The 22,832-nt window shown below is 70.7% G+C and carries 20 protein-coding genes; 11 read left to right on the forward strand and 9 right to left on the reverse strand.

Annotated elements, in window-relative coordinates; translation table 11 throughout:
- Positions 1-90: 90 nt before the first annotated feature.
- From ABZ793_RS09395 to ABZ793_RS09415, 5 genes are all read left to right on the forward strand, one after another.
- Positions 91-957 (forward strand): SUMF1/EgtB/PvdO family nonheme iron enzyme, encoded by an 867-nt coding sequence (locus ABZ793_RS09395; RefSeq protein WP_357454395.1) that lies wholly within the window; start codon positions 91-93, stop codon positions 955-957.
- A gap of 15 nt (positions 958-972) precedes the next feature.
- A complete protein-coding gene (locus ABZ793_RS09400) occupies positions 973-1,239 on the forward strand; it encodes a MoaD/ThiS family protein (RefSeq protein ID WP_350710450.1) in 267 nt (88 codons plus the stop codon).
- Positions 1,240-1,307: 68 nt separating this feature from the next.
- Positions 1,308-2,261 (forward strand): quinone oxidoreductase, encoded by a 954-nt coding sequence (locus tag ABZ793_RS09405; RefSeq protein ID WP_357454755.1) that lies wholly within the window; start codon positions 1,308-1,310, stop codon positions 2,259-2,261.
- A gap of 140 nt (positions 2,262-2,401) precedes the next feature.
- Positions 2,402-3,466: a glucose-1-phosphate thymidylyltransferase gene (locus ABZ793_RS09410; protein ID WP_357454398.1), complete on the forward strand. Its 1,065-nt coding sequence runs from the start codon at positions 2,402-2,404 to the stop codon at positions 3,464-3,466.
- A 104-nt stretch (positions 3,467-3,570) separates the two neighbouring features.
- Positions 3,571-4,110: a hypothetical protein gene (locus ABZ793_RS09415; protein WP_357454401.1), complete on the forward strand. Its 540-nt coding sequence runs from the start codon at positions 3,571-3,573 to the stop codon at positions 4,108-4,110.
- An 83-nt stretch (positions 4,111-4,193) separates the two neighbouring features.
- Here the strand turns inward: ABZ793_RS09415 and ABZ793_RS09420 are convergent, their stop codons facing one another.
- The 8 genes from ABZ793_RS09420 to ABZ793_RS09455 form a co-directional block, all read right to left on the reverse strand.
- Positions 4,194-5,423: an acyltransferase gene (locus ABZ793_RS09420; protein WP_357454404.1), complete on the reverse strand. Its 1,230-nt coding sequence runs from the start codon at positions 5,421-5,423 to the stop codon at positions 4,194-4,196.
- Positions 5,424-5,579: 156 nt separating this feature from the next.
- On the reverse strand, positions 5,580-6,923 hold the full coding sequence (locus ABZ793_RS09425) for an FAD-binding monooxygenase (RefSeq protein WP_357454407.1): 1,344 nt from the start codon (positions 6,921-6,923) through the stop codon (positions 5,580-5,582).
- A 250-nt stretch (positions 6,924-7,173) separates the two neighbouring features.
- Positions 7,174-7,521, reverse strand: coding sequence for a metalloregulator ArsR/SmtB family transcription factor (locus ABZ793_RS09430; RefSeq protein ID WP_357454410.1), 348 nt, complete (start codon positions 7,519-7,521; stop codon positions 7,174-7,176).
- A 118-nt stretch (positions 7,522-7,639) separates the two neighbouring features.
- Positions 7,640-9,043 (reverse strand): UbiD family decarboxylase, encoded by a 1,404-nt coding sequence (locus ABZ793_RS09435; RefSeq protein ID WP_357454413.1) that lies wholly within the window; start codon positions 9,041-9,043, stop codon positions 7,640-7,642.
- Positions 9,040-10,467, reverse strand: coding sequence for an aldehyde dehydrogenase family protein (locus tag ABZ793_RS09440; protein ID WP_357454416.1), 1,428 nt, complete (start codon positions 10,465-10,467; stop codon positions 9,040-9,042). Before ABZ793_RS09440 ends, ABZ793_RS09435 begins: the two co-directional genes overlap by 4 nt.
- Positions 10,464-11,264 (reverse strand): SDR family NAD(P)-dependent oxidoreductase, encoded by an 801-nt coding sequence (locus tag ABZ793_RS09445; protein WP_357454419.1) that lies wholly within the window; start codon positions 11,262-11,264, stop codon positions 10,464-10,466. Before ABZ793_RS09445 ends, ABZ793_RS09440 begins: the two co-directional genes overlap by 4 nt.
- Complete coding sequence (locus tag ABZ793_RS09450; protein ID WP_357454422.1) at positions 11,261-12,859, reverse strand: AMP-binding protein; 1,599 nt, start codon at positions 12,857-12,859, stop codon at positions 11,261-11,263. The genes ABZ793_RS09445 and ABZ793_RS09450 overlap by 4 nt, the downstream gene beginning before the upstream one ends.
- A gap of 4 nt (positions 12,860-12,863) precedes the next feature.
- Positions 12,864-13,979 carry an aminotransferase class I/II-fold pyridoxal phosphate-dependent enzyme gene (locus tag ABZ793_RS09455; RefSeq protein WP_357454426.1) on the reverse strand — a complete coding sequence of 372 codons (1,116 nt, stop codon included), beginning with the start codon at positions 13,977-13,979 and terminating at the stop codon, positions 12,864-12,866.
- Positions 13,980-14,459: 480 nt separating this feature from the next.
- On the opposite strand from ABZ793_RS09455, the gene ABZ793_RS09460 reads away from it, so the two are divergent.
- The 6 genes from ABZ793_RS09460 (at position 14,460) to ABZ793_RS09485 (ending at position 21,586) form a co-directional block, all read left to right on the forward strand.
- On the forward strand, positions 14,460-15,644 hold the full coding sequence (locus ABZ793_RS09460; RefSeq protein ID WP_357454430.1) for an epoxide hydrolase family protein: 1,185 nt from the start codon (positions 14,460-14,462) through the stop codon (positions 15,642-15,644).
- Between the two features lie 107 nt (positions 15,645-15,751).
- Positions 15,752-17,314, forward strand: coding sequence for an MFS transporter (locus ABZ793_RS09465; RefSeq protein ID WP_357454433.1), 1,563 nt, complete (start codon positions 15,752-15,754; stop codon positions 17,312-17,314).
- Between the two features lie 88 nt (positions 17,315-17,402).
- The gene (locus ABZ793_RS09470) at positions 17,403-18,419 is read left to right on the forward strand and encodes a hypothetical protein (protein WP_357454435.1); all 1,017 of its coding nucleotides are present in this window, start codon (positions 17,403-17,405) and stop codon (positions 18,417-18,419) included.
- Between the two features lie 192 nt (positions 18,420-18,611).
- Positions 18,612-18,947 carry a DUF1801 domain-containing protein gene (locus ABZ793_RS09475; protein ID WP_357454438.1) on the forward strand — a complete coding sequence of 112 codons (336 nt, stop codon included), beginning with the start codon at positions 18,612-18,614 and terminating at the stop codon, positions 18,945-18,947.
- The gene (locus ABZ793_RS09480; RefSeq protein ID WP_357454441.1) at positions 18,947-19,738 is read left to right on the forward strand and encodes a YaaA family protein; all 792 of its coding nucleotides are present in this window, start codon (positions 18,947-18,949) and stop codon (positions 19,736-19,738) included. The genes ABZ793_RS09475 and ABZ793_RS09480 overlap by 1 nt, the downstream gene beginning before the upstream one ends.
- Positions 19,739-20,185: 447 nt before the next feature.
- Positions 20,186-21,586 carry an FAD-dependent oxidoreductase gene (locus tag ABZ793_RS09485; protein ID WP_357454444.1) on the forward strand — a complete coding sequence of 467 codons (1,401 nt, stop codon included), beginning with the start codon at positions 20,186-20,188 and terminating at the stop codon, positions 21,584-21,586.
- 219 nt (positions 21,587-21,805) lie between these two features.
- On the opposite strand, the gene ABZ793_RS09490 is transcribed toward ABZ793_RS09485, so the two are convergent.
- Positions 21,806-22,738, reverse strand: coding sequence for a hypothetical protein (locus ABZ793_RS09490; protein ID WP_357454447.1), 933 nt, complete (start codon positions 22,736-22,738; stop codon positions 21,806-21,808).
- Positions 22,739-22,832 lie beyond the last annotated feature (94 nt).

Here is a 22,832-nt window from a genome sequence, read left to right on the forward strand (position 1 = left end):
GGCAGCCCGATGCCGTCGTGATGATTGATCCACGATGCGGATCCGGATCCGGTGCAGGCACCGGTCCGGCGGCAGAAGGCTGGGGACGCGATGGGCGAGATGTGCCGGATACCGGGTGGTGCGTTCCGGCAGGGGAGTCCGGACTGGGTGATCGACTGGCTCGAGGCGGCCGACCAGCCGCTGCCCCGGCTGTGGTTCGCCGACGAGACACCGCAGGTGACCACCGTCGTCAAGCCGTTCCGCATCGACCGGTTCCCGGTCACCGTCGGCGAATACGCCCGGTTCGTGCGGGACACCGGCTACCGGACCGAGGCGGAGCGGCGGGGCTTCGGCCTGGTCTACACGGAGCAGGGCTGGATCGAGCGCGAAGGGGTCACCTGGTGTGCGCCGGGCGGCCCGGGCACCGGAGGTCCCGACTTCGACGACCATCCCGTCGTCCACGTCTCGTGGCGTGACGCGAACGAGTTCGCCCGCTGGTCCGGTCGGCGGCTGCCCACGGAGGCCGAGTGGGAGTTCGCCGCCCGGGGACCCGACTTCCGGATCTGGCCCTGGGGCGACGAGTGGGACGTCGAAGCCGCCAACACCGCGGAACTGCACGCCGGCCCGCTGCACTCGTTGTCGGCCTGGCAGGAGTGGTGGCGGGCCGAGTGCGAACGGATCGGGCCGGTTCCCCGTACGTCCCCGGTCGGGTCCTTCCGTGGTCGTGGCGACAGCCCTTTCGGCTGTGCGGACATGGCCGGCAACGTCTACGAGTGGACCTCGACGCTGTCGCGCCTCTACGACGACAGCACCCGGTGCGACCCGACGGTGCGGATGGCGATGGGCAGGTACCGCGTCATCCGTGGCGGCTCGTGGATGAACTTCCGCTACCAGGTCAGGTGCAGCGAGCGCATGCACGGGGACCCCGATGGCTGGTCCAGCTTCGCGCACGGCTTCCGCTGCGCCTCCGACGTCTAGATTTCGAGGAGACACATGGTCAGAATCGTGGTGCCCGCCGTCTGGACCCCGCAGGGCCGGACCGACTTCGAGGGCACATCCGGCCCGCTGGACGACGTCGTCCGGGAGTTCGCCGCGCGTCACCCGGAGTTCGGTCGGCGGCTGCTCGACGCGGACGGCGAGCCGCTGCGCTATCTCAACATGTGCGTCGACGACGAGATGATCCCCCGGCACCAGCGGGCCGCCGCCACGGTCGGGCCCGATGCTGTCGTGACCATCATCGCGCCGATGGCGGGTGGCTGATGACGTCGTCCGCGGAAACACCTGGGCCGCCGCGGACGGGCGCGGGCACGGTCCCGCGCCGGGTGGTCATGCAGGCGTACGGCGACCCGGCGGTCCTGACCGTCCGCGATGCCGACCTTCCCCAGGTGTCGGCGGGTGACGTCCTCGTCCGCGTCGCGGCCGCGGGTGTCAACGTCGTGGACCTGTACCAGCGCAGTGGCGTCTACCCGGTGTCCCTGCCGTTCACCCCTGGATTCGAGGGGAGCGGAACGGTGGTCGCGGTCGGCGCGGGCGCCAACGGTGTCGCGGTCGGGGACAGGGTCGCGTGGATGGGGCAGCCGGGTTCGTACGCGACCCACTGCCTGGTACCGGCGGCACGGCTGGTGCCCGTGCCCGACGGGTTGAGCCTCACCGACGCGGTGGCAGCCCTTGTCCACGGCATGACGGCGCATCTACTGACCACGGACGTGTACGCGCCGTCCGAGGGAGCCGTGTGTCTGGTGCACTCGGCCGCCGGCGGCGTCGGCGGGATGCTGTGCCAGTTCGCCGCACGGCGCGGCGCGACCGTCATCGGCACGGTCTCCCGCGACGACAAGGCGTCGGCGGCGCTCGAAGCCGGCGCCCACCATGTGATCAACTACAGTCGCACGTCGTTTCCCGCCCAGGTCCGCGAGCTCACCGCAGGACGGGGCGTCGACGTGGTGTACGACGCCGTCGGACGGGACACCTTCACCGACGGGCTCGCCTGCCTTCGGCCGGGTGGCACGTTCGTGCTCTACGGCCAGGTCAGCGGAGCGGTCGATCCGGTCGACCCGCAGCTGCTCAACTCGTACGGATCGCTGTTCCTCACCAAGGTGTCGCTCAGCCACTACGACCGCACCCCTGAGCAGACGCGCCGCCGCGCCGCGGCGGTGTTCGACGACGTGGTCGCCGGACGGCTGCGCGTACGGGTGCACGCCACCTTCCCGCTCGACGCCGCGGCCGCGGCCCACGACGAGTTGGCGTCGCGTCGTACGCGCGGCAAGATCCTGCTTCTGCCTTGACCTCGGCGTACGGGCAGGCCGGTCCGCCGGCCTGCCCTGACCCGGCCCGGCGTGCGTCGTCCCGTGGCGTCGGGGGCACGGTCCTCGTGCACCACGGCCCCCCCCGCCGGACGACGTCGCCCGAACCGACGGGAGAAATCATGAAGGCTCTGGTGCTGTCCGGCGGCTCGGGTACCCGGCTGCGGCCCATCAGCCACTCGCTGCCCAAACAATTGGTTCCACTGGCGAACCGGCCGTTGCTCGAGCACGTCCTACAGGGGATCCGCGACATCGGGATCACCGAGGTGGGCATGGTGGTCGGCGACCACGGATCGCAGATCAGGCAGGCGCTCGGGGGCGGATCCTGGAACGACGTCGAGATCACCTACCTGACTCAGGAGTCGCCGCGGGGACTCGCGCACGCCGTGCGGGTCGCGCGGGGTTATCTCGGTGACGACGACTTCCTGCTCCACCTCGGCGACAACCTGCTTCCCGACGGCCTCGGCGGCGGTGCCGCGGAGTTCCGACGGGGCGGCGCCGGCGCGCACCTCCTCGTGCAGAAGGTCCCCGACCCGCGGCCCTTCGGAGTGGTCGAGCTCGATCGGGACGGCCGGGTGGTCCGTCTCGTGGAGAAGCCCCAGCGGCCCCGCAGCAACCTCGCACTCATCGGGGCCTGCTTCTTCACCCCGGCGGTCCACGTGGCCGTCGACGCCATCCGGCCCAGCCGCCGCGGCGAGCTCGAGCTCACGGACGCGGTGCAGTGGCTCGTGGACCAGGGTGTCGCCGTACGCGCCAGCGAGTACACCGGCTACTGGAAGGACGTGGCCGACAGCGACGACGTCCTGACGGGCAACCGACGTCTACTGGAGGGCGTCGACGCGCAGCGCGGTGGCGACGTCGATCCGTTCAGCGCCGTGGGTCCCCGGGTGTCCATCGCGGCGGGTGCGCGGATCATTCGCAGCCATGTCGAAGGTCCGACGATAATCGGCGCTGGCTCGGTGATCGAGGATAGCCACGTGGGCCCCTACACCTCGGTCGGCCGTGACTGCCTCATCCGGGGCAGCGAGCTGTCCGGGTCCGTCGTCATGGACGGTGCGAAGATCTCGCAGGTGACCCGGCTGACGGACTCGATCATCGGTCGCGGAACCGAGATCGGCCGCGGTGACCGACACGCCGGCCACCGTGTCGTCAGCGGTGACCACGCGCGCATCGAGGTGCCGTGGTGAGACGTCCGGCAGTCGTGTCGCGACTGCCGGCCGTGTCGCCGTTCCGGGCGGTCGCGTCCCGCCGTGCCGTGCCTGTCGACGGTGCGGCTGATGTCCCGACGACCATGGCCGCGCTGTCAACGTGCGTCGAGACGGCCCTCCGCGACCTCCTCGGCGTCGAGCTGGCCGTCGCGGTGCGACCGGTCGCGGACCCCGCGGCCGGGGTCGCACCCACCGCGGCGAGCGCGTTCGTGTCCACGGGCGGTCCGCTGCGCCGGGGCGCCACGACCACCGTCACGGCGACGGCAGACGGTGTGTCCCTCGAGGTGACTGGCGCCGGCCGGTTGGTTTGTGACGTCGCGGCGGTGCGGACGTCCTCCCCGGCCGAGTGGGACCGGTCGCTGGCCGAGCATGCCGCGCTGGCGCGGGAGGCGGCGGAGCTGGCGGGGGAGAGCCACGACCAGGCCGCGTGCCGTACGGGTGCCGTCCTGCGGTGTCTGCGGCGGCTGCACCTGCCGACGTACGTTCCCCTGACACTCGCTCCGGCGTCGCGGTCGGGTTGGCTGGTCTATGTGTCGGGCACGCTGCGCGTGGCCACGCACGTCGTGCCCGGGCCCCGTGAGCAGCCGGTGGTCCTGGCGGTGCTGACCAACGGCTGGACCTGAGTCGTAGTCACGAGGACGGGGCCGCCCGGCGTGCGCCGGGCGGCCCCGTCCTCGTACCCGTGGGCATGCGCGTGTCGCGCTGGTCAGGAGGTCCGTTCGCCGGCGGCGCCGGGCAGCGGGCCCGTCAGACCCTCCTGCCGGTGGTCCCGCCGCCGCGGCCGGGACCACCGGCGCATGACCGGCTGTTCGACGAGCGCGTAGAGGATGGACGCGAGGACCAGGCAGACCAGGTACGTGGAGATGAGGACGAGGATGCCGGTGCCGAGGTCGAACGTCTTGCGCGTGTACATGCCGACCACGCCGTTCTCTCCGCTGTACGCCGCGTGGACCATGAACATCACGGTGACGTGGATGACGAAGAAGGCGTACATCCGGTCGCCCAGCCAGACCATCAGCTTGCCGTTGGCCAGCGTCCGGTGGCCCCGCACGTCCGCGACCGCGAAGGCGGGGATCAGCAGGGCCATCGGGATGAGCGGCACGAAGGTGTAGCCGTAGAAGACCGGCACGTCGAGGGTCGCCAGGTAGAAGCCGATGGTCAGCAGCGAGGCCGGCAGCGCCCCCAGACCGATCCACCGGCCGGTCAGGACGATGCGGGCCATGATGATCCCGACCACGAATTCCAGTGCCCGAGTCAGCGGGAAGTAGAAGCCGAACCAGTGCTGGGACCAGGAGACCTCCGGCGCCACGAGGGATGGCGGCTGGTCGGGCAGGAAGGCGTTGGCGACTACCGGAACCAGCGCGGACAGGGCGGTCACGCCCACGGCCCAGGCCCACAGGCGGTTCGGTCGGATCTTCTTGACCAGGACGTACAGCAGGGGGAACGCCGCGTAGGCCAGCACGTCGATGTTGGCCGACCACATCGGACCGTTGAGGTTGTTGAACAGGAAGGACTCGGACGGGAACCAGGCGCTGACGAGCAGCAGCCCGGCCAGGGCCTCCACCGCCTTGATCGGCACCCCGGTGGGGATCCACAGGGCGATGATGATGGCGTACACGACGACGTGGTTGGGAAAGAGTTTGAAGAACCGGCGACGCCAGAACTGCCGCGCGCTGTCCTTCGACGACGCCGTCCAGGTCACCACGAAGCCGGTGAGGACGAAGAAGAAGCTCAGGCCGAACATGCCGGCGTTGGCGCCGTAGCGGACGTACTCGACCATCACGGCAGGGTCGGTGAACAGGCCCAGGGCGAGCCCGTGCGTGATGAACACCGACAGGCCGGCGACTGCCCGCAGACCGGTCAGCGACGGCAGGCGGGAACGGGTGCCGGTCCCCGCGGGGGTTTCCGGCCGCGCTCCGGGTTGTGTGATCGTCATGGATGCACCTCCGGGTGCGGGTTGCCCGTCGGCGGTGCCGACAGGATCGGGCGAGGCAACAGGGGATGAGGATGCGAGCGGCGGTGGGCGCCGACCGGGCTGGTCGGCGCCCACCGGCACCGGTGCCGGGCGGGGCGGGCGTGGGGGCGAGGTGCCTCAGGCGGCGGCTTGCGGTTGCGGCCGGGAGCCGCGCAGCACCCGCAGGATCATGCTGGGGCGCATCAGCGCCTCGAGCGGGTCGACCAGGCCGGCAGAGCGCATGAACTGCTCGGTGACGGCGGCGTCGCGGGTGGCGGCGATCTGGACGCGGTACATGTACGCCTGCATCAGCTTGAGCATCGGAGTCCGGTTGCCCTCGACGCCGGGGAAGCTCAGGTTGATCCCTTCGGTCATGTCCCAGGCGGGGTCGATGATCCGGCCGACCTCGCGCATGAAGTCCAGCGAGCTGGGTGGGGCCCCGAGGCGCAGCCGGTCCCGCAACGCCAGAGCCTGCAGGGCGGCGAGGCTCTGCGCCTGGGCGAAGACCGGGTTCGGGGTGCACACCGCGTCGCCGAGCACGATCAGTCGCTCCGGGAACCGGGACATCCGGTCGTAGCGGCGCCGCAGCGTGGTCGGGAATCGGAACAGCACCGGGTCGTCGAGCGGCTCGGCTTCGATGATCGCCTCGTGGATCTCCTTCGCCGCCAGCGTCTTGACGAACGCGTTGAAGCCGTCCGGGTCGGTCGGCGGGTGGTCGCCCAGGAGGCCGTAGGCGGTCAACTCCACCAGGCCGCTGTCGGTCTTGGTGAAGATGGCGCCGCGGGGCAGGGTCGGGTTCGCCACCGCGATGATCGAGTGGTCGGTGCCGAACGGGTCGGTACGCAGCCGGTAGTGCCGGGTCACGTAGCCCAGACCGATTTTCGTGCCCTCCTCCTCGACGCGCGGGTAGCCCAGGGCTTCCAGCCACACCGGCGTGCGGGAGCCGCGGCCGGTGGCGTCGACGACCAGATCCGCCTCCAGCGTCTCCTCCGCGCCGCCGTCACGCCGCTGGACCCGGGCCCCGGTCACCCGGGACCGGTCGGGGCTGGTGGAGAGGCCGGTGATGTCGTAGCGCTCCATGAAGGTCACGTTCCCGAGGGCCTGCACCCGCTCCCGGACGTGCGCCTCCATGATCGGCCGTCGCGCGCCCACGTTGGTGAGGCCGGCGCGGACCTGCTTGAGGGGCTTGCCGTTGAAGTACCACCGCACCGTGCCGGACAGGTCGGTCTGCGGGCACCCGGCGCTGATCATCTGCGCGGTGATCTCGGGGAAGAGCTCCTCCATGGCGCGGGCGCCGCGGGCCAGCAGGCCGTTGATGTGCCGTGCCTGAGGCGCGCCCCGACGCGCCTCGCGCACGCCGAGGAGCTCGTCCCGGTCGACGACGACCACCTCGCGGTAGCTTTCCGACAGGGCGCTGGTGGCGAAGAGCGACGTGATGCTGCCCCCGAGCACCACGGCACGTTCTCCGACGAATTTGCTCATTGACATTCGTCTCCCTTGGGTAATGAACGATTGCGACACGTCGACGGGAAACCGTTTCGGCGTCCGAGCGGCGTCGAATCGCCATCCGGGCCGGCTCTGTGTGGGATCGTTTCAGTCAGGGCGTTCGCCGAGCATCTTCCTGACTGCCCTAGACGCCCGGTGACCTGCTGCTCGTTGCGGGGCGAGCGGCCAGGGTCGAAAATGGTGGACGCGGCACGGAGAAGGGTGCCGGGCCGACGGAAATTGCGCGCTATTTGGCGGTGCCCTGCCGCGGGTCGGAAACTGGGGCGTCCCGTTTCGTTCGCGCGGCGGCAGGCGTCGCGTCCGCGTCGGCGATGATGCCCCCCAGCCATGCCGCCGCCACCTCGAGGGGCCTGGTGTCCAGCCGGCAGGGGCGCCGCTGCGCGTCCTGCCGCCGCCCGACCAGACCCGCCCGCTCGAGCACGCGGAGGTGGCGACTGACTGCGGGCATGCTCATGGCGAACGGGGCGGCCAGCTCCGTGACGCTCGCCTCGCCGGACACGAGCCGGGCGAGGATCGCCCGCCGGGTCGGATCGGCCAGGGCGGCGAGGATGCGGCTGAGATCGTCTGATGCCACAGATGGTGACCTTCCGTCTCTGGGCCGGGCGGCCGAGCCGTATACGGCTGCGCCCGGCCGCGGGCGGCGGACCGCGCCAGCGGGTCGCGTGGGCGCGGGGTGCCGGGCCAGCTGTTGATCATGAGGAGGCGGCCTCGGCGAGGTACCGCGCGATCCGCTCCGGCCGACCTGGCCGGGTTCGCATCCGGGCATGGCGGTCGTGCCCGCCCGCCGGAACGGTGGCGTCGATGCCCAGTTTCGCGGTCACTCCCCCGACGGCGGACGGGTCGAGGCTGCTGCCGGCGGCGCGGGGAATGACGACGACGTCCCGGTCCGCCTGCACCCGCGTCGCCAGGGCCCATCCCACCTGTTCGTCGTCGTGGATGTCCACGTCGTCGTCGACCACCACCGCGTACTTGACCGCGCTGGCCCCGCCGAGGGTGGCGAGCAGGACGTTCACGGCGGATGCGGCAGCGCCGCCGCGTACGGACACCACGGCGTGCAGCCGGCAGGAGCCGGCCTCCGGCAGCCGGACGGCCACCACGTCGGGGTGCGCCTGGCGCAGCATCCGCAGCAGCGCCGCCTCGCGCGGTATCCCGCCGAGGAGGAAGTGCTCGCGGCCACCGGAGAGGATCGTCTGGAAGACGGCCGCGCCGCTGTGCCAGCCGGCGGTCAGCTCGATCACGGGCGCCGGAGCGGTGGGCCCGTACGTGCGGGGGAACTCGCCGAACGGCCCCTCCGGCGCCCGTACGCCGGCACGGAAGCGTCCCGCGAGGACGAATTCAGCGTCGGCCGGCACCGGCAGACCGCTGGTCGGGCAGGCGACGACCGGAAGCGGTGTCGTGCGTAGCGCGCTGGCCACCTCGAGGTCGTCCAAGGCGCGGTCTGCCGCCGGGGCCTGGCTGGCGAGGGCCAGCAGGGGATCGACGCCCACCACGATCGCCACGTCGAGGTCGAGCCCGCGCCGTTCCGTCGCGGTCAGGATCCGGCGCAGGCGTCCCGGCAGGACGAGTGTCCGGAGGGTCCGTTCGCCGACGGCCAGCATGCGGTTGATCGACAGGTTCGTCTTTCCGGTCGCCGGATCTCTGACGACGAGGATCGCCGAGGTCAGGTAGCGGCCACCGTCGTGTTCGTGCTGCACGGTGAGGGGAAGCCGGGACAGCAACGCGTCGCCGTCGAAGCGGTGGGTGAGCACCGCCGCGGCGGTGTCGGGCACCGGCGCGCAGGGCCGTGGTGCGGTCAGCGCGTCGAGGTAGCGGGTGGTCGTCTCGTGGGGGAGGCAGTCCATCGCCTCGGCGAGGTCGGCACGGCTGCGGACGAGGTTGCCGGCGAGGGGGAACGAGGCGCCGGCCACGTCGAGGAAGAGCACCGACCGCTGCCCGTCGAGGCGCTCCAGCACGGCCGAGACCTCCTGGTCCGGGTCCACCTGCGACCGTACCCGGCCGAGGCGGCCGTTCGCGTCGAGCGTCGTCAGCCATGACCGTAGGTTCTGCGCCGCGGGCCAGCCCGGTGGCGTACCGGTCGACGGGGCGGGGATGGTCACGGCCGGCCACCGGGAGCGCGGACGGTGAAGTGGATGTGCTTGAGCTCGGTGAACTGTTCCAGCCCGACGGTTCCGCGGGTGCGGCCGATTCCCGAGGACTTGAAGCCTCCGCTGGGTGTCTCCGGGTACGAGTGGTTGTACCCGTTGACCCAGACGGTGCCGGCCTCGAGGCGACGGGCGATGCGCCACGCGCGGTCGAGGTCCCTAGTCCACACGCTCATCGCGAGGCCGTACGGTGTGGCGTTGGCCCGCCGCACCGCCTCGGCCTCGTCGTCGAACGGCTCGACGGTCACCACCGGGGCGAACAGTTCCCGCTGGACGACCGGCGAGTCCGGCGTCGCCCCCGTGACGACGGCCGGCCGGACGAAGTGCCCCGCCAGGGCGTCGAGGTGGACGCGCTGGCCGCCGTGCACGCCGTGCCGTGTGGCGGCGTCGGCCAGTGTCGCCGCCATTCGGTCCCCGGCGGCCGGGGACACCAGCGGCCCCATCTCCGTCGCGGGGTCGCCGGGGTGACCGACGCGGACGCCGTCGAGACCGGCGGTGACGGCCCGCAGCACGTCCTGGTGGATCGGGCGGGCCACCAGGACACGGGTGCAGGCCATGCACATCTGCCCGCAGGTCACCACGACCGCTTTGACGACTGCGGCGATCGCCGCCTCCAGATCGGCGTCGGCGCAGATGACGGTGGCCGCCTTCCCGCCGAGTTCGAGCAGGTGGCGCTTCATCCCGTCGCCCGCGGTGCGCAGGATCTCCGTACCGACCCGGGTCGAGCCGGTGAACGCGACCGCCCGCACCAGGGGGTGCGCGACGCTGGCCCGACCGACGGCGGGACCGCCGACGACGAGGTGCGCGACGTCGGCGGGGAGCCCGGCCTCGCGGCCGAGCGCCAGCACCCGGCCGGTGACGAGGCTGGTCTGCGGCGCCGGCTTGACCAGCGCGGTGACGCCGGCGGCCAGCGCCGGCGCCAGGTCCCGGATGAGCAGCAGCATCGGCCAGTTCCACGGCACGATGAACGTGGTCACCCCGACCGGTTCCCGGACGACGTGCGCGACCGTGCCGTCGGGCAGGGTGCCGGCGATGCCGCCGAGGTGTCGGGCGAGCCCGGCGTTGTATGTCAACGCGTCGACGCAGGCACAGATCTCCTGGTGGGCCTCGGACCTGGTCTTGCCTGTCTCGGTCACCAGCGCGTCGGCCAGTTCGGTCGCGTGCGCGGCGAGCGCCTCGCCCCACTGGTGGAGTGTGGCGGCCCGGCGTCGTGCGTCGAGCGCCCACGGGCTGCGTAGCGCCCCGTGTGCCCGCGCCGCCGCCTCGTCCAGTTCGGCGCGGGTCGTGACCGCAACCGGCGTCAGCGGCGCGAGGGTCGTCGGATCCACCGGTCGCACGTACGCGTCCGGCTCGGCGGGCGACGGGATGTCGGGGTTCATGAGAAGACCTGCCCGCCGTCGACGATGACGGTCTGTCCGGTCACGAACGCCGAGGCCGGCGAGGCCAGCCAGAGCAGCGGGCCGACGAGGTCGTTGGCCTGCATCGGTCTGGGCAGGGAGCGCGCCCGGGCCGACGCGGTGAGGTACGACTCGGTGTTCAGTGACCGGCTGGCGTCGTTGTCGACCAGGCCGGGGGCGATGGCGTTGACCCTGATGTGCTGTCCGCCGAGTTCCCGGGCCGCGGCACGGGTCAGCCCCTCCACCGCGGCCTTGGAGGCGACGTAGTGGGCGAATCCGACCGCGCCGATCCGCCCGACCACGGAGGACACGTTGACGATGCTGCCGCCGCCGAAATCCGTCATGGTCGGCGCCACGGCTCGGATTCCCAACCACGTGCCCCGGACGTTGACCGCGAAGACGTCGTCCCACTCCTCGACGACGAGGTCGGTCAGAGGGCGCTTCTCGCCGATCTTCCGATAGACGGCCGCGTTGTTGACGAGCACGTCCAGGGCGCCGAATTCGGCGACGGTCCGTTCCACCACGAGCCGCCAGTCGGACTCGGAGGCGACATCGGCGGGGGCGAAGACCGCACGGCCGGGACCGTCGCGCGTCGCGGCCCGGGTCATGGCGAGCGCCTGCCGGGCGGACCGCAGCAGGTCGACGGCGACGACGTTCGCGCCGGTCGCGGTGAACGCCCGCACGTACGCGCTGCCGATCTCGGCGGCCGCGCCGGTCACGATGACCGTGCGGCCGGCGAGGCCGGCGAGGGACGCCGCGCGCATCGGGAGGACACTCATCGTGCTGGCACCTCCGGTCCTCTGGGTGCGTGCGGGCCCGACGCGGTGTCGGCGAGGGCGTCGTACGCGCCGTCGGTGAGCTGCCGACGCAGGATCTTGCCGACGGGGGAGCGCGGAATCCGGTCCACGGCGACAACTCGCTTGGGGCGCTTCAGCGACGGCAAGCCTGATGAGGTCCGGATGAAGTGCTGGACCTCCCGGACGGCTTTCTCGGGGTCGAGCCCCTCGCGGGGTACGACGAACGCCGTCACCGCCTGTCCCCACCGCTCGTCGGGCAGCCCCACCACGACGTTGTCGCCGATGGCAGGGGAGGCGGCCAGCGCGGCCTCGATGTCGGCGGGGTAGATGTTCTCGCCACCCGAGATGATCATGTCGTCGACGCGGCCCTGGTACCACAGGTTTCCCTGCTCGTCGCGGATCGCCAGGTCGCCGGTGTGGTACCACCCGTTGCGGATCGCCGCCTCGTCGGCGTCGCCCCGTGCCCAGTAGCCCGCGAAGGCTTCCGGGGAGTCCATGGACGCGATGACCTGCCCCGGCTCGCCCGGAGCCACCACGTCCTCGGCGTCGGCACCGGCCCGGTTGGCGATGACACGAACACGGGAGAACATCCCGGCGCGGCCCGCGCTGCCCGGCCGTGCCGCCACATCGGGCTCGACCGTGAACGTGTAGATCTCGGTGCTGCCGTAGTGGTTGACGAACGTGCGCGGACGGACCGTGCCGGCCAGGCGGCGCGCGAGGTCAGGGGCCATGGGCGCCCCCGCGTACCCGAGCCGCCGCAGTGACGTCAGCTCGTGCATCCGACCGGTGTTGAGCAGCGACCAGTAGATGGTGGGCACCAGGTACAGCGAGGTGACGCCCTCACGCACGACGAGTTCCGACGACTCGTCGGCGTCGAACCGGCGTTGCGGTACCCAGGTGCCGCCGACCAGCAGGCTGGCGAGGAGGGTGCGGACACCCATCGTGTGGAACAGCGGCATCACTCCGAGCGTGACGTCGCCGCTGCGGTGCCCCGACTGCAGCACGTGCGCCACGGTGGCCGCGTGCTCGGCGGCGTGCGTACGGGGAACCCCCTTGGGACGTCCCGTCGTGCCCGAGGTGTAGAGCAGCACGCTCAGGTCGCCGGAGTCGACGGTGACGGGTATCGGGCCGTCCGGCTGCGCCCCGACGAGCGGAGCCAACGCGGTCTCGCCGGCGGGCGCGTCCAGCGGGTCACCGACGTACACCCGCCTCGGCGCGTCGGGCAGGGCGACCGGGGCGGCCCGGGACTGACCGGAGGTGGTGGCGTCGGTGACGATCAGCACGGGAGCGCAGTCCTGCAGGCAGTGCCCGATCTCCGCGGGGCCGAACCGCGTCGACAGGGGCACCGCCACCGCCCCCAGCTTCTGCACCGCCAGGTAGAGACTGGCCAGTTCCGTGCCGTTGGCCAGGTGGAGCACGACGCGGTCGGCGCGCCGGACGCCGAGGTCCGCCAGCGTGCGGGCGAGCTGGTTGGTGTACGCGTCCCACTGGCGGAACGTCAGCGGCCGCCGTCCACCCACCGCCCGCTGTTCGGGGTGGCGTGCCGCGCCCCACGCCAACATCCGACCGATGTCCATGCGGTCACCCGAGATTCTCGACGGCCTGGCGGATCCGGCTCAGGCCCTCCTCGAGGACGTCGTCCGGGACGGCGTACGTGATGCGCACGTGCCCCTCGCCCCGGTCGCCGAACGCCGTGCCCGCGACCACTCCCACCGAATACCGGTCGATCAGGTGGTCGGTGAACTGTTGGGCGGTCATTCCGGTGCCCCGGATGTCCGGGAAGACGTAGAAGGAGCCGTCGGGGGCCGTGCAGTTGATGCCGGGCATCGCGTCGAGCGCCGCGACCGTCCGGTCGCGCTTGGCCCGCAGGCGGTCGCGGGTGGCGATGACGTGGTCCTGCGGCCCGGTGAGTGCCGCGAGGGCGGCGATCTGGACGAACGCGGGCACGTTGGTCACCGAGTTCTGCTGGAAGATGTCCATGGCGGTGATCAGGTCCCGGTTCGCCACGCACCAGCCGATCCGGAAGCCGGTCATGATGTAGCTCTTGCTGAACGTGTCCACCAGGAGCGTCCGCTCCGCCATGCCGTCGACGGCGGCGATGGTGCGATGTTCGGCGGGCGGGTAGACCATGTGGCTGAAGATCTCGTCCGAGATCACCATGACGTCGTGCCGCTGACACAGCGCGCTGATCTCCGCCAACCGGTCGACGGTCATCCCGTTGGGTCGCTGCGGGGTATTGATGATCAGGACCTTGGTGCGGTCGTTCATCAGGCGGGCCAGTTGATCGATGTCGAAGTGGAAGTCCGGTTCGACCAGCGGGGCGTAGACCACCCGCCCGCCGGCATAGGTGATCCAGAACTCGTCCGGCGGATAGCCGGGGTTGGGGAAGATGACCTCGTCGCCGTTGTCGACCAGCGTGAGCAGGCTCTGCGTCAGCGCGTGCTTGGCGCCCATGGTGACCAGGACCTCCTCGCGGGCGGTCGGGCGTCCCCGACGCGTCGCCTCCTCCGCGATCGCGTCCCGCAGTTCCGGTAGGCCCGGACCGGGCACGTAGCGCACGTGCCCGTCGTGCACCGCCCTGGCGCAGGCCTCGAGGATGTGTGGTGCCGGGCGGAACTCCTCGCCCTGGAAGTCGCCCTTTTCCAGGTGAATGACCCGGTTCCCGGTTTCCCGTTCGAGTTGCTCGGCCCGGCGCATCGACGCCCATTGCTTCGGCAGGACGAAGTGGCTCGTCCGGCTCGAGAGGGGGCTTCTCGCGGTCCGCGCAGGGATGTTCGGCGTGGTCACCGGTAATCACACTCCTCGTGTTCGACAGGGGGAGGGCGCCCATCGGGTGGGCCGATGACGCCGCGGCTCACGATTCCAACTGCCGCCGTACGCCGGCATCTCTGTGCGTGCGCTCGTCGTCGCTGACTGTCGCGGTGTCGTCTCGGCGGTCCGGACTTGTCGGGGTCCGACGCCGGCGGACCGCGATCGTTCCCGCGCCCCGCTGAAGTCCCAGGTGACCGGCCTGCGCCGCATTTCAGGAGATGCGCGGGCCGTCGGCCTGGTGCCACGGTCATGGTCGGCATCGACGGGTTCGTTGCTGTCGGAGCGTCGTTCCGGGGCGTGTGACGAGTGACCGCCGGGCCGTGCTCCGGGTGAGCTGATCGGCGCCACTGACGAGGAGAGGGACAAGTGCAGCCATTCCAGATCAACATCCGGCAGACCGAACTCGACGACCTGCGCCGTCGCCTGGCACAGACCCGATGGTCGCCGGACCTTCCGGAGACGGGCTGGGCGCGCGGCGTGCCGCTGGCGTACCTCAAGGAACTGGTCGCCCACTGGCTGACCAGTTACGACTGGCGCCAGGCCGAGTCGCGGCTCAACCGCCTGCCGCAGTTCACCACGTCCATCGACGGCACCACCGTGCACTTCATGCACGTACGTTCGCCCGAGCCGGACGCACTGCCGTTGATCATGACCCACGGGTGGCCCGGTTCGGTGGCGGAGTTCCTCGACGTGGTGGGCCCGCTGACCAATCCCGCCGCGTACGGCGGCGACCGGTCCGACGCGTTCCACCTGGTCATTCCGTCGATTCCCGGCTTCGGCTTCTCCGGCCCGCTGCCCGCGGCCGGGTGGACCGTCGACCGCATCGCGGCGGCGTGGGTCGAGCTCATGCGTCGCCTCGGCTACGAGCGCTACGGCGCCCAGGGCGGGGACTTCGGTTCACCGATCTCCCTCGCGGTGGGTCGACTCGACCCCGAGCACGTCGTCGGCGTGCACAGCAACATGCTCACCGTGTTCCCCTCCGGTGATCCGGCAGAACTGGAAGGCCTCAGCGAGCAGGACATGGCCCGGTTGGGCCGGCTGGCGCGCTTCGACGCCGACGGCTCCGGATACCGCAAGCTGCTCTCGACCCGTCCGCAGACGGTCTCCTACGCCCTGAACGACTCGCCGGCCGGCCAACTGGCCTGGATCGTCGAGCGGTTCAAGGAGTGGACCGACGCCGAGCTGCCCGACGACGTGATCGACCGTGACCTGCTGCTGACCAACGTGATGATCTACTGGCTGACCAACACGGCGGGATCGTCGGCCCAGTTGTACTGCGAGATCACCGAGCAGCAGCGCAGGGCGACCGAGGACCCGAACGGGGACATGCTGGCCGGCTACCGCGAGCAGCCGCTGACGGTGCCGCTCGGCGTGGCCGTCTTCCCGGAGGACTGCATCGTCCCGATCCGTCGCTTCGCCGACCGGGACTTCTCCACCATCACGCACTGGACCGAGTTCGACCGGGGCGGGCACTTCCCGGCGATGGAGGTGCCGGAGCTGCTGGTCGGTGATGTCCGGACCTTCTTCCGGTCGCTGCGGACCGCAGCCTGACCGGCGGTGTGCTGCTACCGGCCGCCCCGCGCGGAGCGACGTCATCCGTCCCGCACGTACACGTCCACGTCCGATAACGCGATACCGATCGATGGAGGGACAGCAAGGTGACGACAGTTGACATGGGACCCCGGGCGGGCCGCCGCGAATGGCTCGCGCTCGCCGTGCTGTGCCTGCCCACCCTGCTCACCACGGTGGACATCAGCGTCCTGATCCTCGCCCTGCCCCGGCTCGCCACCGATCTCGGGGCCAACAGCGCCCAGCAGTTGTGGGTGACCGACATCTACGGATTCATGATCGCCGGCTTCCTGGTCCTCATGGGCACCCTCGGCGACCGGACCGGCCACCGCAACGTGCTGCTCGGTGGCGCCGCCGGCTTCATGGTCGCGTCACTGCTCGCGGCCTACTCGACCTCGATCGAGATGCTCCTGGTCTCCCGCGCCCTGCTCGGGATCGCGGCGGCGACGGTGATGCCCTCCGTGCTCGCCCTGATCAGCCAGCTCTTTCCGAATCCGATGCAGATGGGCGCCGCGATGGGCATCTGGGGCACCTCCATCATGCTCGGCGTGATCCTCGGCCCGGTGGTCGGTGGCCTCCTGCTCGACTCGTTCTGGTGGGGCTCGATCTTCCTGATGGGCGTTCCCGTCATGGCGCTGCTGCTGGTGGTCGGACCAGGGCTGCTGCCGGGCGCCCGCAACCCGCACCCCGGGCGACTCGATCCGCTCAGCGCGGTGCTCTCGCTCGCCGCGCTCCTGCCGGTCGTCTACGGGCTCAAGGAGATCGCACGGGCCGGTTGGCAGCCGACGCCCATCGGCGCCGTCATCCTCGGGCTCGCCTTCGCGCTGATGTTCGTCGCCCGCCAGCGGCATCTCACCCACCCGATGCTGGACCTCGGGCTCTTCCGCAACCCGGTCGTGAGCACGATCGTGCTGCTCGGCCTCGCGTTCGGCTTCATCACCGCGGGGGCCGGCCTCGTGTCGACCCTCTACATGCAGCTGGTGGAGGGAATGTCTCCACTCAAGGTCGCGCTCTGGATGCTGATTCCGGCCGGCGCGATGATCGTCGGCGGCAACATCGGACCGGCCGTCGCCCGTACCGTGCGGCCGGCCTACGTCCTCGCGGCCGGGATGGTCCTCGCGGCGGTCGGTGCCCTGGTCATCACCCAGGTCAGCGTTTCCGGCGGCCTGGCGACCCTGATCGTCGGCCTGGTCATCATGTACGTGGGTGGCAGCCCGAGCGCCACGCTGGCCAACGCCGTGCTGATGGGCGCGACACCACCGGAGAAGGCGGGAGCCGCCGGCTCGTTGTCCTCCACGGGCGGGGAACTCGGGGTGGCGCTCGGCGTCGCGATCCTCGGCAGCGTCGCCGGGGCTGTCTACGGTTCCGCGGTCGAGGTGCCGTCGGCCGTGCCGCCCGAGGCCGCCATGGCCGCGGGGGAGAGCATCGTCGGCGCCGCGGCCGTCGCGGACACCCTGCCGCAGCCTGTCGCGGCGGAGCTGCTCGACTCCGCCCGGGAGGCGTTCACGCAGGCGCTGCACGGCGCCAGCCTGATCAACCTCGTCCTCTTCCTCGCGGTCGCGGCGCTCCTCGTCGTCCGGCTCCGGGCCGTGCCGCCCACCGGGGCGGGGCATCCCGGCATGCCCCCGGAGGCCGGACAGACCGTTCAGTGATCCCGTCGTGCGGACCGTCGGTGGTCCGCCCAGCGCCCGACCGCAACCGGGCGTCCCTGGTCCCTCATCTCCCAAGAAGGAAGGCGTCATGCCCCGTCGAAGAATCCGCACCGTCGCCGTGGCGGCGGCGGCCGCGCTGGCTGCGCTCGCGCTCGTCGTCGCCCTCACCCCGAATCCCGTCTCGGCCCGCGGTCCGCGGGTGGCGGTCTGTGTCGCACCGACCGTGAAGAGTGGCGTCGAGTTCAACGCCACGGTGCCGAAGAAGGCCGCCGACGTCCTCGTCCGCCGCACCGCCTCGTACCTCGGGGTCTGCGCCTCCTACGGACAGTCGTCGAAAATGGGGAACGGCACGATCCGTGCGTTCTCGCAGTCCCGCAACGGGGTGCCGCACACCATCGGCCTGGTCATGGGCGTGAACGCGCTCGACGGTCTGCCGAACCACCCGCCGACGGCGGGCCTGTGGTGCTACGACGTCAACGGCGACGGCGTGACCGACCAGCACACGGAGTGCACGGGTGGGTACGAGCATCCGCTGCGACTCAGTGACGAGTTCCGCGCGCGGGTGAACACACCGTTCCAGTACGTCCTGATGAACTGGAACCCGGCCGGCCATCTGCCCGAACACATCTACGACCGCCCGCACTTCGACGTGCACTTCTACATGAACTCCAACGAGGAGCGGCTGGCCATCCGCCCGGGGCCGTGCGGGATGCTCGTCAACTGCGACGACTGGGAGGTGGGTCGCCAGCCTGTCCCCGCGCAGTACATGCCTGCCGACTACAGCGACTTCGGGGCCGTCGAGCCGGGTATGGGCAACCACCTGATCGACCTGAACGGGCCTGAGCTGAACGGCCAGCCCTTCACGCACACCTTCATCTACGGCTCCTACGCGGGACGCCTGACGTTCTACGAGCCCATGGTCACCCAGGACTGGTACCAGAAGCTCGCCTCGGGCGCCGTGTCGGACGGCTGCTTCCCGATCAAGCAGCCGCAGGCGTGGCAGACGGCCGGCTGGTACCCGACCAAGTACTGCCTGCGCCACCGCGAGAACAGGTCCGAGATCGTCACCACGCTGGAGGGTTTCGTCCTGCGGTCGGCGGGATAGCCGTTCGCCCACGGGGTGGTGGTGCGACGCCGGCGGTCGCACCACCACCCGCTCGGAGGTCCGGGCCACGTTTTGCCACCGCGAACCGACGCCTGACTTCGGTATGCTCGCCAGGGGTATCGATCTCGGTGCGGAGGCGAAATGGGCAAGGTCGACAACACCGTCAACAAGACTGACGAGGTTGACGCGTTCATGGACAAACTCGACCACCCCTTCAAGGCGGAGGTCGAGATGCTCCGCGAGAGCATCAAGGCCGTCAATCCGAAGATCACCGAGCAGATCAAGTGGAAGGCGCCGTCGTTCTCCTACAAGGGGGAATACCTGGCGACGTTCAACCTGTGGGCCAAGGAGCACGTCCACCTGGTGTTCCACAACCCGCTGGTAGTGGACATCGACAGCAAGCTGCTGGAGGGCAACTACACGGACGGTCGCCGGATGGCCTACTTCCAGGACATGAAGGACGCGCGAGCCAAGAAGACCGAGCTGAAGCGCATCATCAAGGAACTCATCAAGTCGATCGACAAGTGATGATCGTCCTCATCCACACCTCCAAGGTCATGCGGTCGGCGCCCCGCGGCGACGCGGCACTGACCGAGCCGGCACTGCGCGGCAGGGCCGAGGAACTGGCGGCCTATCTGCAGACCCTGTCGGTGGAGCAGTTGGCGACCGTCATGGAGATCTCGCCGGCGCTGGCCGAGAAGACCCATGCGCTCCTCGCGAGCTGGGGCGTCGAGCCGGAGCGGCAGTCTCCGGCAATCGACAGCTTCGCGGGCGACATCTACAGCGGGCTGCGCGCGTGTGACTTCTCGGCGGCCGACCGCGCGTATGCAGACGACCGACTGCGGATCCTTTCCGGTCTGTACGGGATCCTGCGTCCTCACGACGCGGTTCAGCCGTACCGACTCGAGATGGGCTACCGGCTGCCCGATCCGCCCTACTCCAACCTGTACGAATTCTGGGGCGACTCCATCGCCCGGTGTCTGCCGTCCACGGGCGTCATCGTCAATCTCGCCGCAGTGGAGTACAACAAGACCGTCACGGCGTTCCTCGACCGGGACCGGTTCATCAGTCCCCGCTTCATGACGGTGCAGCCGAAGACGGGAGAGCCGCGTTTCGTGGTGGTGCACGCCAAGATCGCGCGCGGCGCCTTCGCTCGATGGCTGCTGACAGCCCGCGTCGAGAATCCGGATGACCTCCTCGATTTCGCCGAGATCGGCTACCGGTACGACCCCGCGCTGAGCAAGCCTCGCCAGCCAGCGTTCGTGTGCGAGGAATTCCAAGGAAAGGGTCTCAGCGTCCGCCTGAACGATCTGGGCTGACGAGCCGTCGCGCCCGTCCTAAGAGTTACCGCACGGCGCTCACCCCTGCAATGGGCGGTCGTCGTCGCGCACTGGATATGGCTCCGCTCAACTCCCGACCGGTGACGGCCGTCGGCGACGGCCCCGCCCAAGCCGTCAACGTCTCCGGACCGCTCGCGGTTGACGGCAGAGACTCCCACCGCGTCGCACTCTCCGTCGGCCGGCCCTGCCGCACCGGTGCGGACCCATGTTGATGCACGTCGCCGGCATCGCACGCGGGGAGATGCCACGGGAGCCGCCGGTGACAACCCTGGCGGTAGCCCCGTAAACGACGCTCAGGCCGGTTCGACCCTTCGAGAACCCCGGCCAGTCCTCGGCCGACCGACGGCCATCGAAAGGCGCCTCCATGCTGACGTCGCACCGCGGCAGGCCGATCGGTCCCGGTTTCCATCAGGAAGGTAAACGTCGATGAGTCATATCGGAGCCCGCGCCGTCGTGCTCGGCGGAAGCATGGGCGGCATCCTCGCGGCCAGGGTCCTGGCCGAATCCTACGCGGACGTCGTCGTCGTGGAGCGTGACAAGGTGCTGGGCGTCAGCACGCCCCGCAAGGGTGCGCCGCACACCGTCCACGCGCACGGCCTGCACGCACGGGGACACCTCATCCTCGAGGAACTGTTCCCCGGGATCACCGACGAACTGCGCGCCAGCGGGGTGCCCACCGGCGATCTGGGGGAGATGCGGTGGTTCTTCAACGGCCGGAAGATACAGCCCGCCCACACCGGGCTCATCTCGGTGACCGCCCCCCGCCCAGTCCTCGAGAACCACGTCCGCAACCGGGTCGCGGCCCTGCCGAACGTCACCTTCATACAGGAGTGTGACGTGCTCGGCCTTGTCGCCACCGACGATCGGGAGCAGATCGTCGGGGTACGGGTGCAGCGGCGGACCGGAAACGCCGACGTCGAGGTGCTGGATGCCGATCTGGTGGTCGACGCAACCGGCCGAGGCTCCCGTACGCCTGCCTGGCTCGAGAGTCTGGGATACCAGCGGCCGGAGGAGGAACGGGTCAAGGTCGGGCTCGCGTACACGACCCGGCACTACCGCACCCGTCCCGAGATGTTCGACGGCGTGCAGTCGATCAACCCGGTCGCTTCCCCGGCCCACCCGCGAGGGGCCTTCTTCGGCCAGGTCGGCCGGGACGTCTGCATTCTCTCGCTGACCGGACTGCTCGGGGACTACCCGCCCACCGACCCCGGGGCGTTCCTCGAATTCGTTCGTTCCCTGCCGGTGCCCGACGTCTACCACGCGGTTCGCGACGCCGAGGCGCTCGATGACCCCGTCTCCTTCCGCTTCCCCGCCAGCGTCCGCCGGCGGTACGAGCGACTGCTCCGCCTCCCCGACCGGTACCTGGTCATCGGCGACGCCTTCTGCAGCTTCAACCCCGTCTACGGCCAAGGCATGAGCGTCGCCGCGATCGAGGCGATGACGCTGCGGCAGCATCTGCGTGAGGGGCGTGCGCCCACACCGCAGCGCTTCTTCGCTGATCTGTCCAGGGTCATCGACACCCCGTGGGACATCGCCGCGGGCGGCGACCTCGACTTCCCGGGCGTGGAGGGCAAGCGCACCCTCAAGGTGCGGATCGGCAACGCCTACATGGCCCGCCTTCAGTACGCCGCCACCCAGGACCCGGAAGTGACGAAGGGGTTCATGCGTGTGGCGGGTCTGATCGATCCCCCTCAGGCGCTCATGCGGCCCGCGATGATGCGCCGGGTGCTACGGCATGCGGTCCTCCGCCCCGCACCCGGCCGGTCATGGACGGACGAGTCCGTGACCGGACGGGCAGGCTCACGCGCGGGCGATCCGCTTCCATGATCGGTGGCCCCCCGGTCGGACTGTCTCCAGGCTCCGACCGGGGCCGTCCACGGTCCACGGCGAAAACCCCTGCCGCTGGTGCGCCCTGACAAGGCTCGGCGTGTCCACCGATCCGACAACGCGACAGCGCCCAGGGTCTTCGCCGTAGCCCCGCCTCCGGTCGGTGACCGGAACCGCGGTGGGTGTCGCCGTGATCCCGGCGACACCCACCGCGGCGGGTCAGCTCGCGCAGACCAGGGCCAGCGAGAGCCCCCACGTCTCGGCGTATCCGTCGGCGTCCTCGTGGGCCCAGGCGTTCGCCGTGCCAGCCGTGCCGTTCAGCCCGGTGAGCAGGGTCTGCGTCCGGTCGTCCTCGTGGATGCTGGAGACCTCGATGCCGGCGCCCACGCTGAGCAGCTTGCCGAGGGTGCAGGAACCGGCGACGTTCCTGAGCGAACCGCTCGTGATCTCCGACGCCGCCCGTACCACCTCGTAGCCGGCGGGCTCGTTGGCGCAGATGGCGAACGTCCGGAGGGCTTCCGTGCCGTGCGCCACCGTGCCCTGGTCCACCGTCCGGGCGACGGCCCAGGTGTAGTTGGTTCCCCCGTTCGGCCACAGGGCGTCGCCGAGGGAAACCCGGTCGAGGACGAAGGCGCTGTTCGAGTTGTAGACCTCTGCGCCCGAGCCGAGGACCTTCGTGGTGCCCGGGCAGGCTGCGGTCTTGGACAACCGGTGGTGGTCGTTCCATCCGGCCTCGACCTCCGACACCACCTGATAGCCGGACGGCCGGTCGGCGCAGAAGGCGAAGTAGGTGAAGCGCCAGTCTCCGGTGTACTTGACCGCGCCGACCTCACGCATCGACACCGTCCAGCTCGTACCGTCGGTGGACGGCGCGGACCTGTCCATCGCCACCCGTCCGGCCGCGTCCGAGGGGCTGGTCAGGTAGCCACCTCCACCGAGGGCGACCTTGCCGGCCGGGCAGGGCACCGTACGGGTTCGGTCCGAGCTGCCGAAGGTCGTCGTCACGGCAACCTTCTCGACCCCGGTTACGACGGGCTTCGCCGGGATCGGATCGAACTCGGCGAAGGCCGGGGCCGCCCAGCCGGCACCCGCCAGCGACGCGGCCAGCACGACGGCTGCCGTAACGGGACCGGTACTGGTGCGGATTCGCATCTGATGACCTCCTGTCGTTTCGAAGCGCCGACCGGTGTGCACGGCACGCCGGTCAGCTCCGCCGGACGTTCGTCGACGGCTGACATGAGCGTCG

The sequence above is a fragment of the Micromonospora sp. NPDC047465 genome (genome assembly GCF_040643125.1).
In the GTDB taxonomy this organism is placed as follows: domain Bacteria; phylum Actinomycetota; class Actinomycetes; order Mycobacteriales; family Micromonosporaceae; genus Micromonospora.

Bases quoted from the DNA above. Each gene is read 5' to 3' on its own strand.
- ABZ793_RS09440 (WP_357454416.1), bottom strand. From the start codon at position 10,467: ATGAACCCCGACATCCCGTCGCCCGCCGAGCCGGACGCGTACGTGCGA.
- ABZ793_RS09425 (WP_357454407.1), bottom strand. From the start codon at position 6,923: ATGAGCAAATTCGTCGGAGAACGTGCCGTGGTGCTCGGGGGCAGCATC.
- ABZ793_RS09445 (WP_357454419.1), bottom strand. From the start codon at position 11,264: ATGAGTGTCCTCCCGATGCGCGCGGCGTCCCTCGCCGGCCTCGCCGGC.
- ABZ793_RS09410 (WP_357454398.1), top strand. From the start codon at position 2,402: ATGAAGGCTCTGGTGCTGTCCGGCGGCTCGGGTACCCGGCTGCGGCCC.
- ABZ793_RS09450 (WP_357454422.1), bottom strand. From the start codon at position 12,859: ATGGACATCGGTCGGATGTTGGCGTGGGGCGCGGCACGCCACCCCGAA.
- ABZ793_RS09415 (WP_357454401.1), top strand. From the start codon at position 3,571: ATGGCCGCGCTGTCAACGTGCGTCGAGACGGCCCTCCGCGACCTCCTC.
- ABZ793_RS09405 (WP_357454755.1), top strand. From the start codon at position 1,308: ATGCAGGCGTACGGCGACCCGGCGGTCCTGACCGTCCGCGATGCCGAC.
- ABZ793_RS09480 (WP_357454441.1), top strand. From the start codon at position 18,947: ATGATCGTCCTCATCCACACCTCCAAGGTCATGCGGTCGGCGCCCCGC.
- ABZ793_RS09395 (WP_357454395.1), top strand. From the start codon at position 91: ATGGGCGAGATGTGCCGGATACCGGGTGGTGCGTTCCGGCAGGGGAGT.
- ABZ793_RS09420 (WP_357454404.1), bottom strand. From the start codon at position 5,423: ATGACGATCACACAACCCGGAGCGCGGCCGGAAACCCCCGCGGGGACC.
- ABZ793_RS09455 (WP_357454426.1), bottom strand. From the start codon at position 13,979: ATGCGCCGGGCCGAGCAACTCGAACGGGAAACCGGGAACCGGGTCATT.
- ABZ793_RS09475 (WP_357454438.1), top strand. From the start codon at position 18,612: ATGGACAAACTCGACCACCCCTTCAAGGCGGAGGTCGAGATGCTCCGC.
- ABZ793_RS09470 (WP_357454435.1), top strand. From the start codon at position 17,403: ATGCCCCGTCGAAGAATCCGCACCGTCGCCGTGGCGGCGGCGGCCGCG.
- ABZ793_RS09400 (WP_350710450.1), top strand. From the start codon at position 973: ATGGTCAGAATCGTGGTGCCCGCCGTCTGGACCCCGCAGGGCCGGACC.
- ABZ793_RS09485 (WP_357454444.1), top strand. From the start codon at position 20,186: ATGAGTCATATCGGAGCCCGCGCCGTCGTGCTCGGCGGAAGCATGGGC.
- ABZ793_RS09490 (WP_357454447.1), bottom strand. From the start codon at position 22,738: ATGCGAATCCGCACCAGTACCGGTCCCGTTACGGCAGCCGTCGTGCTG.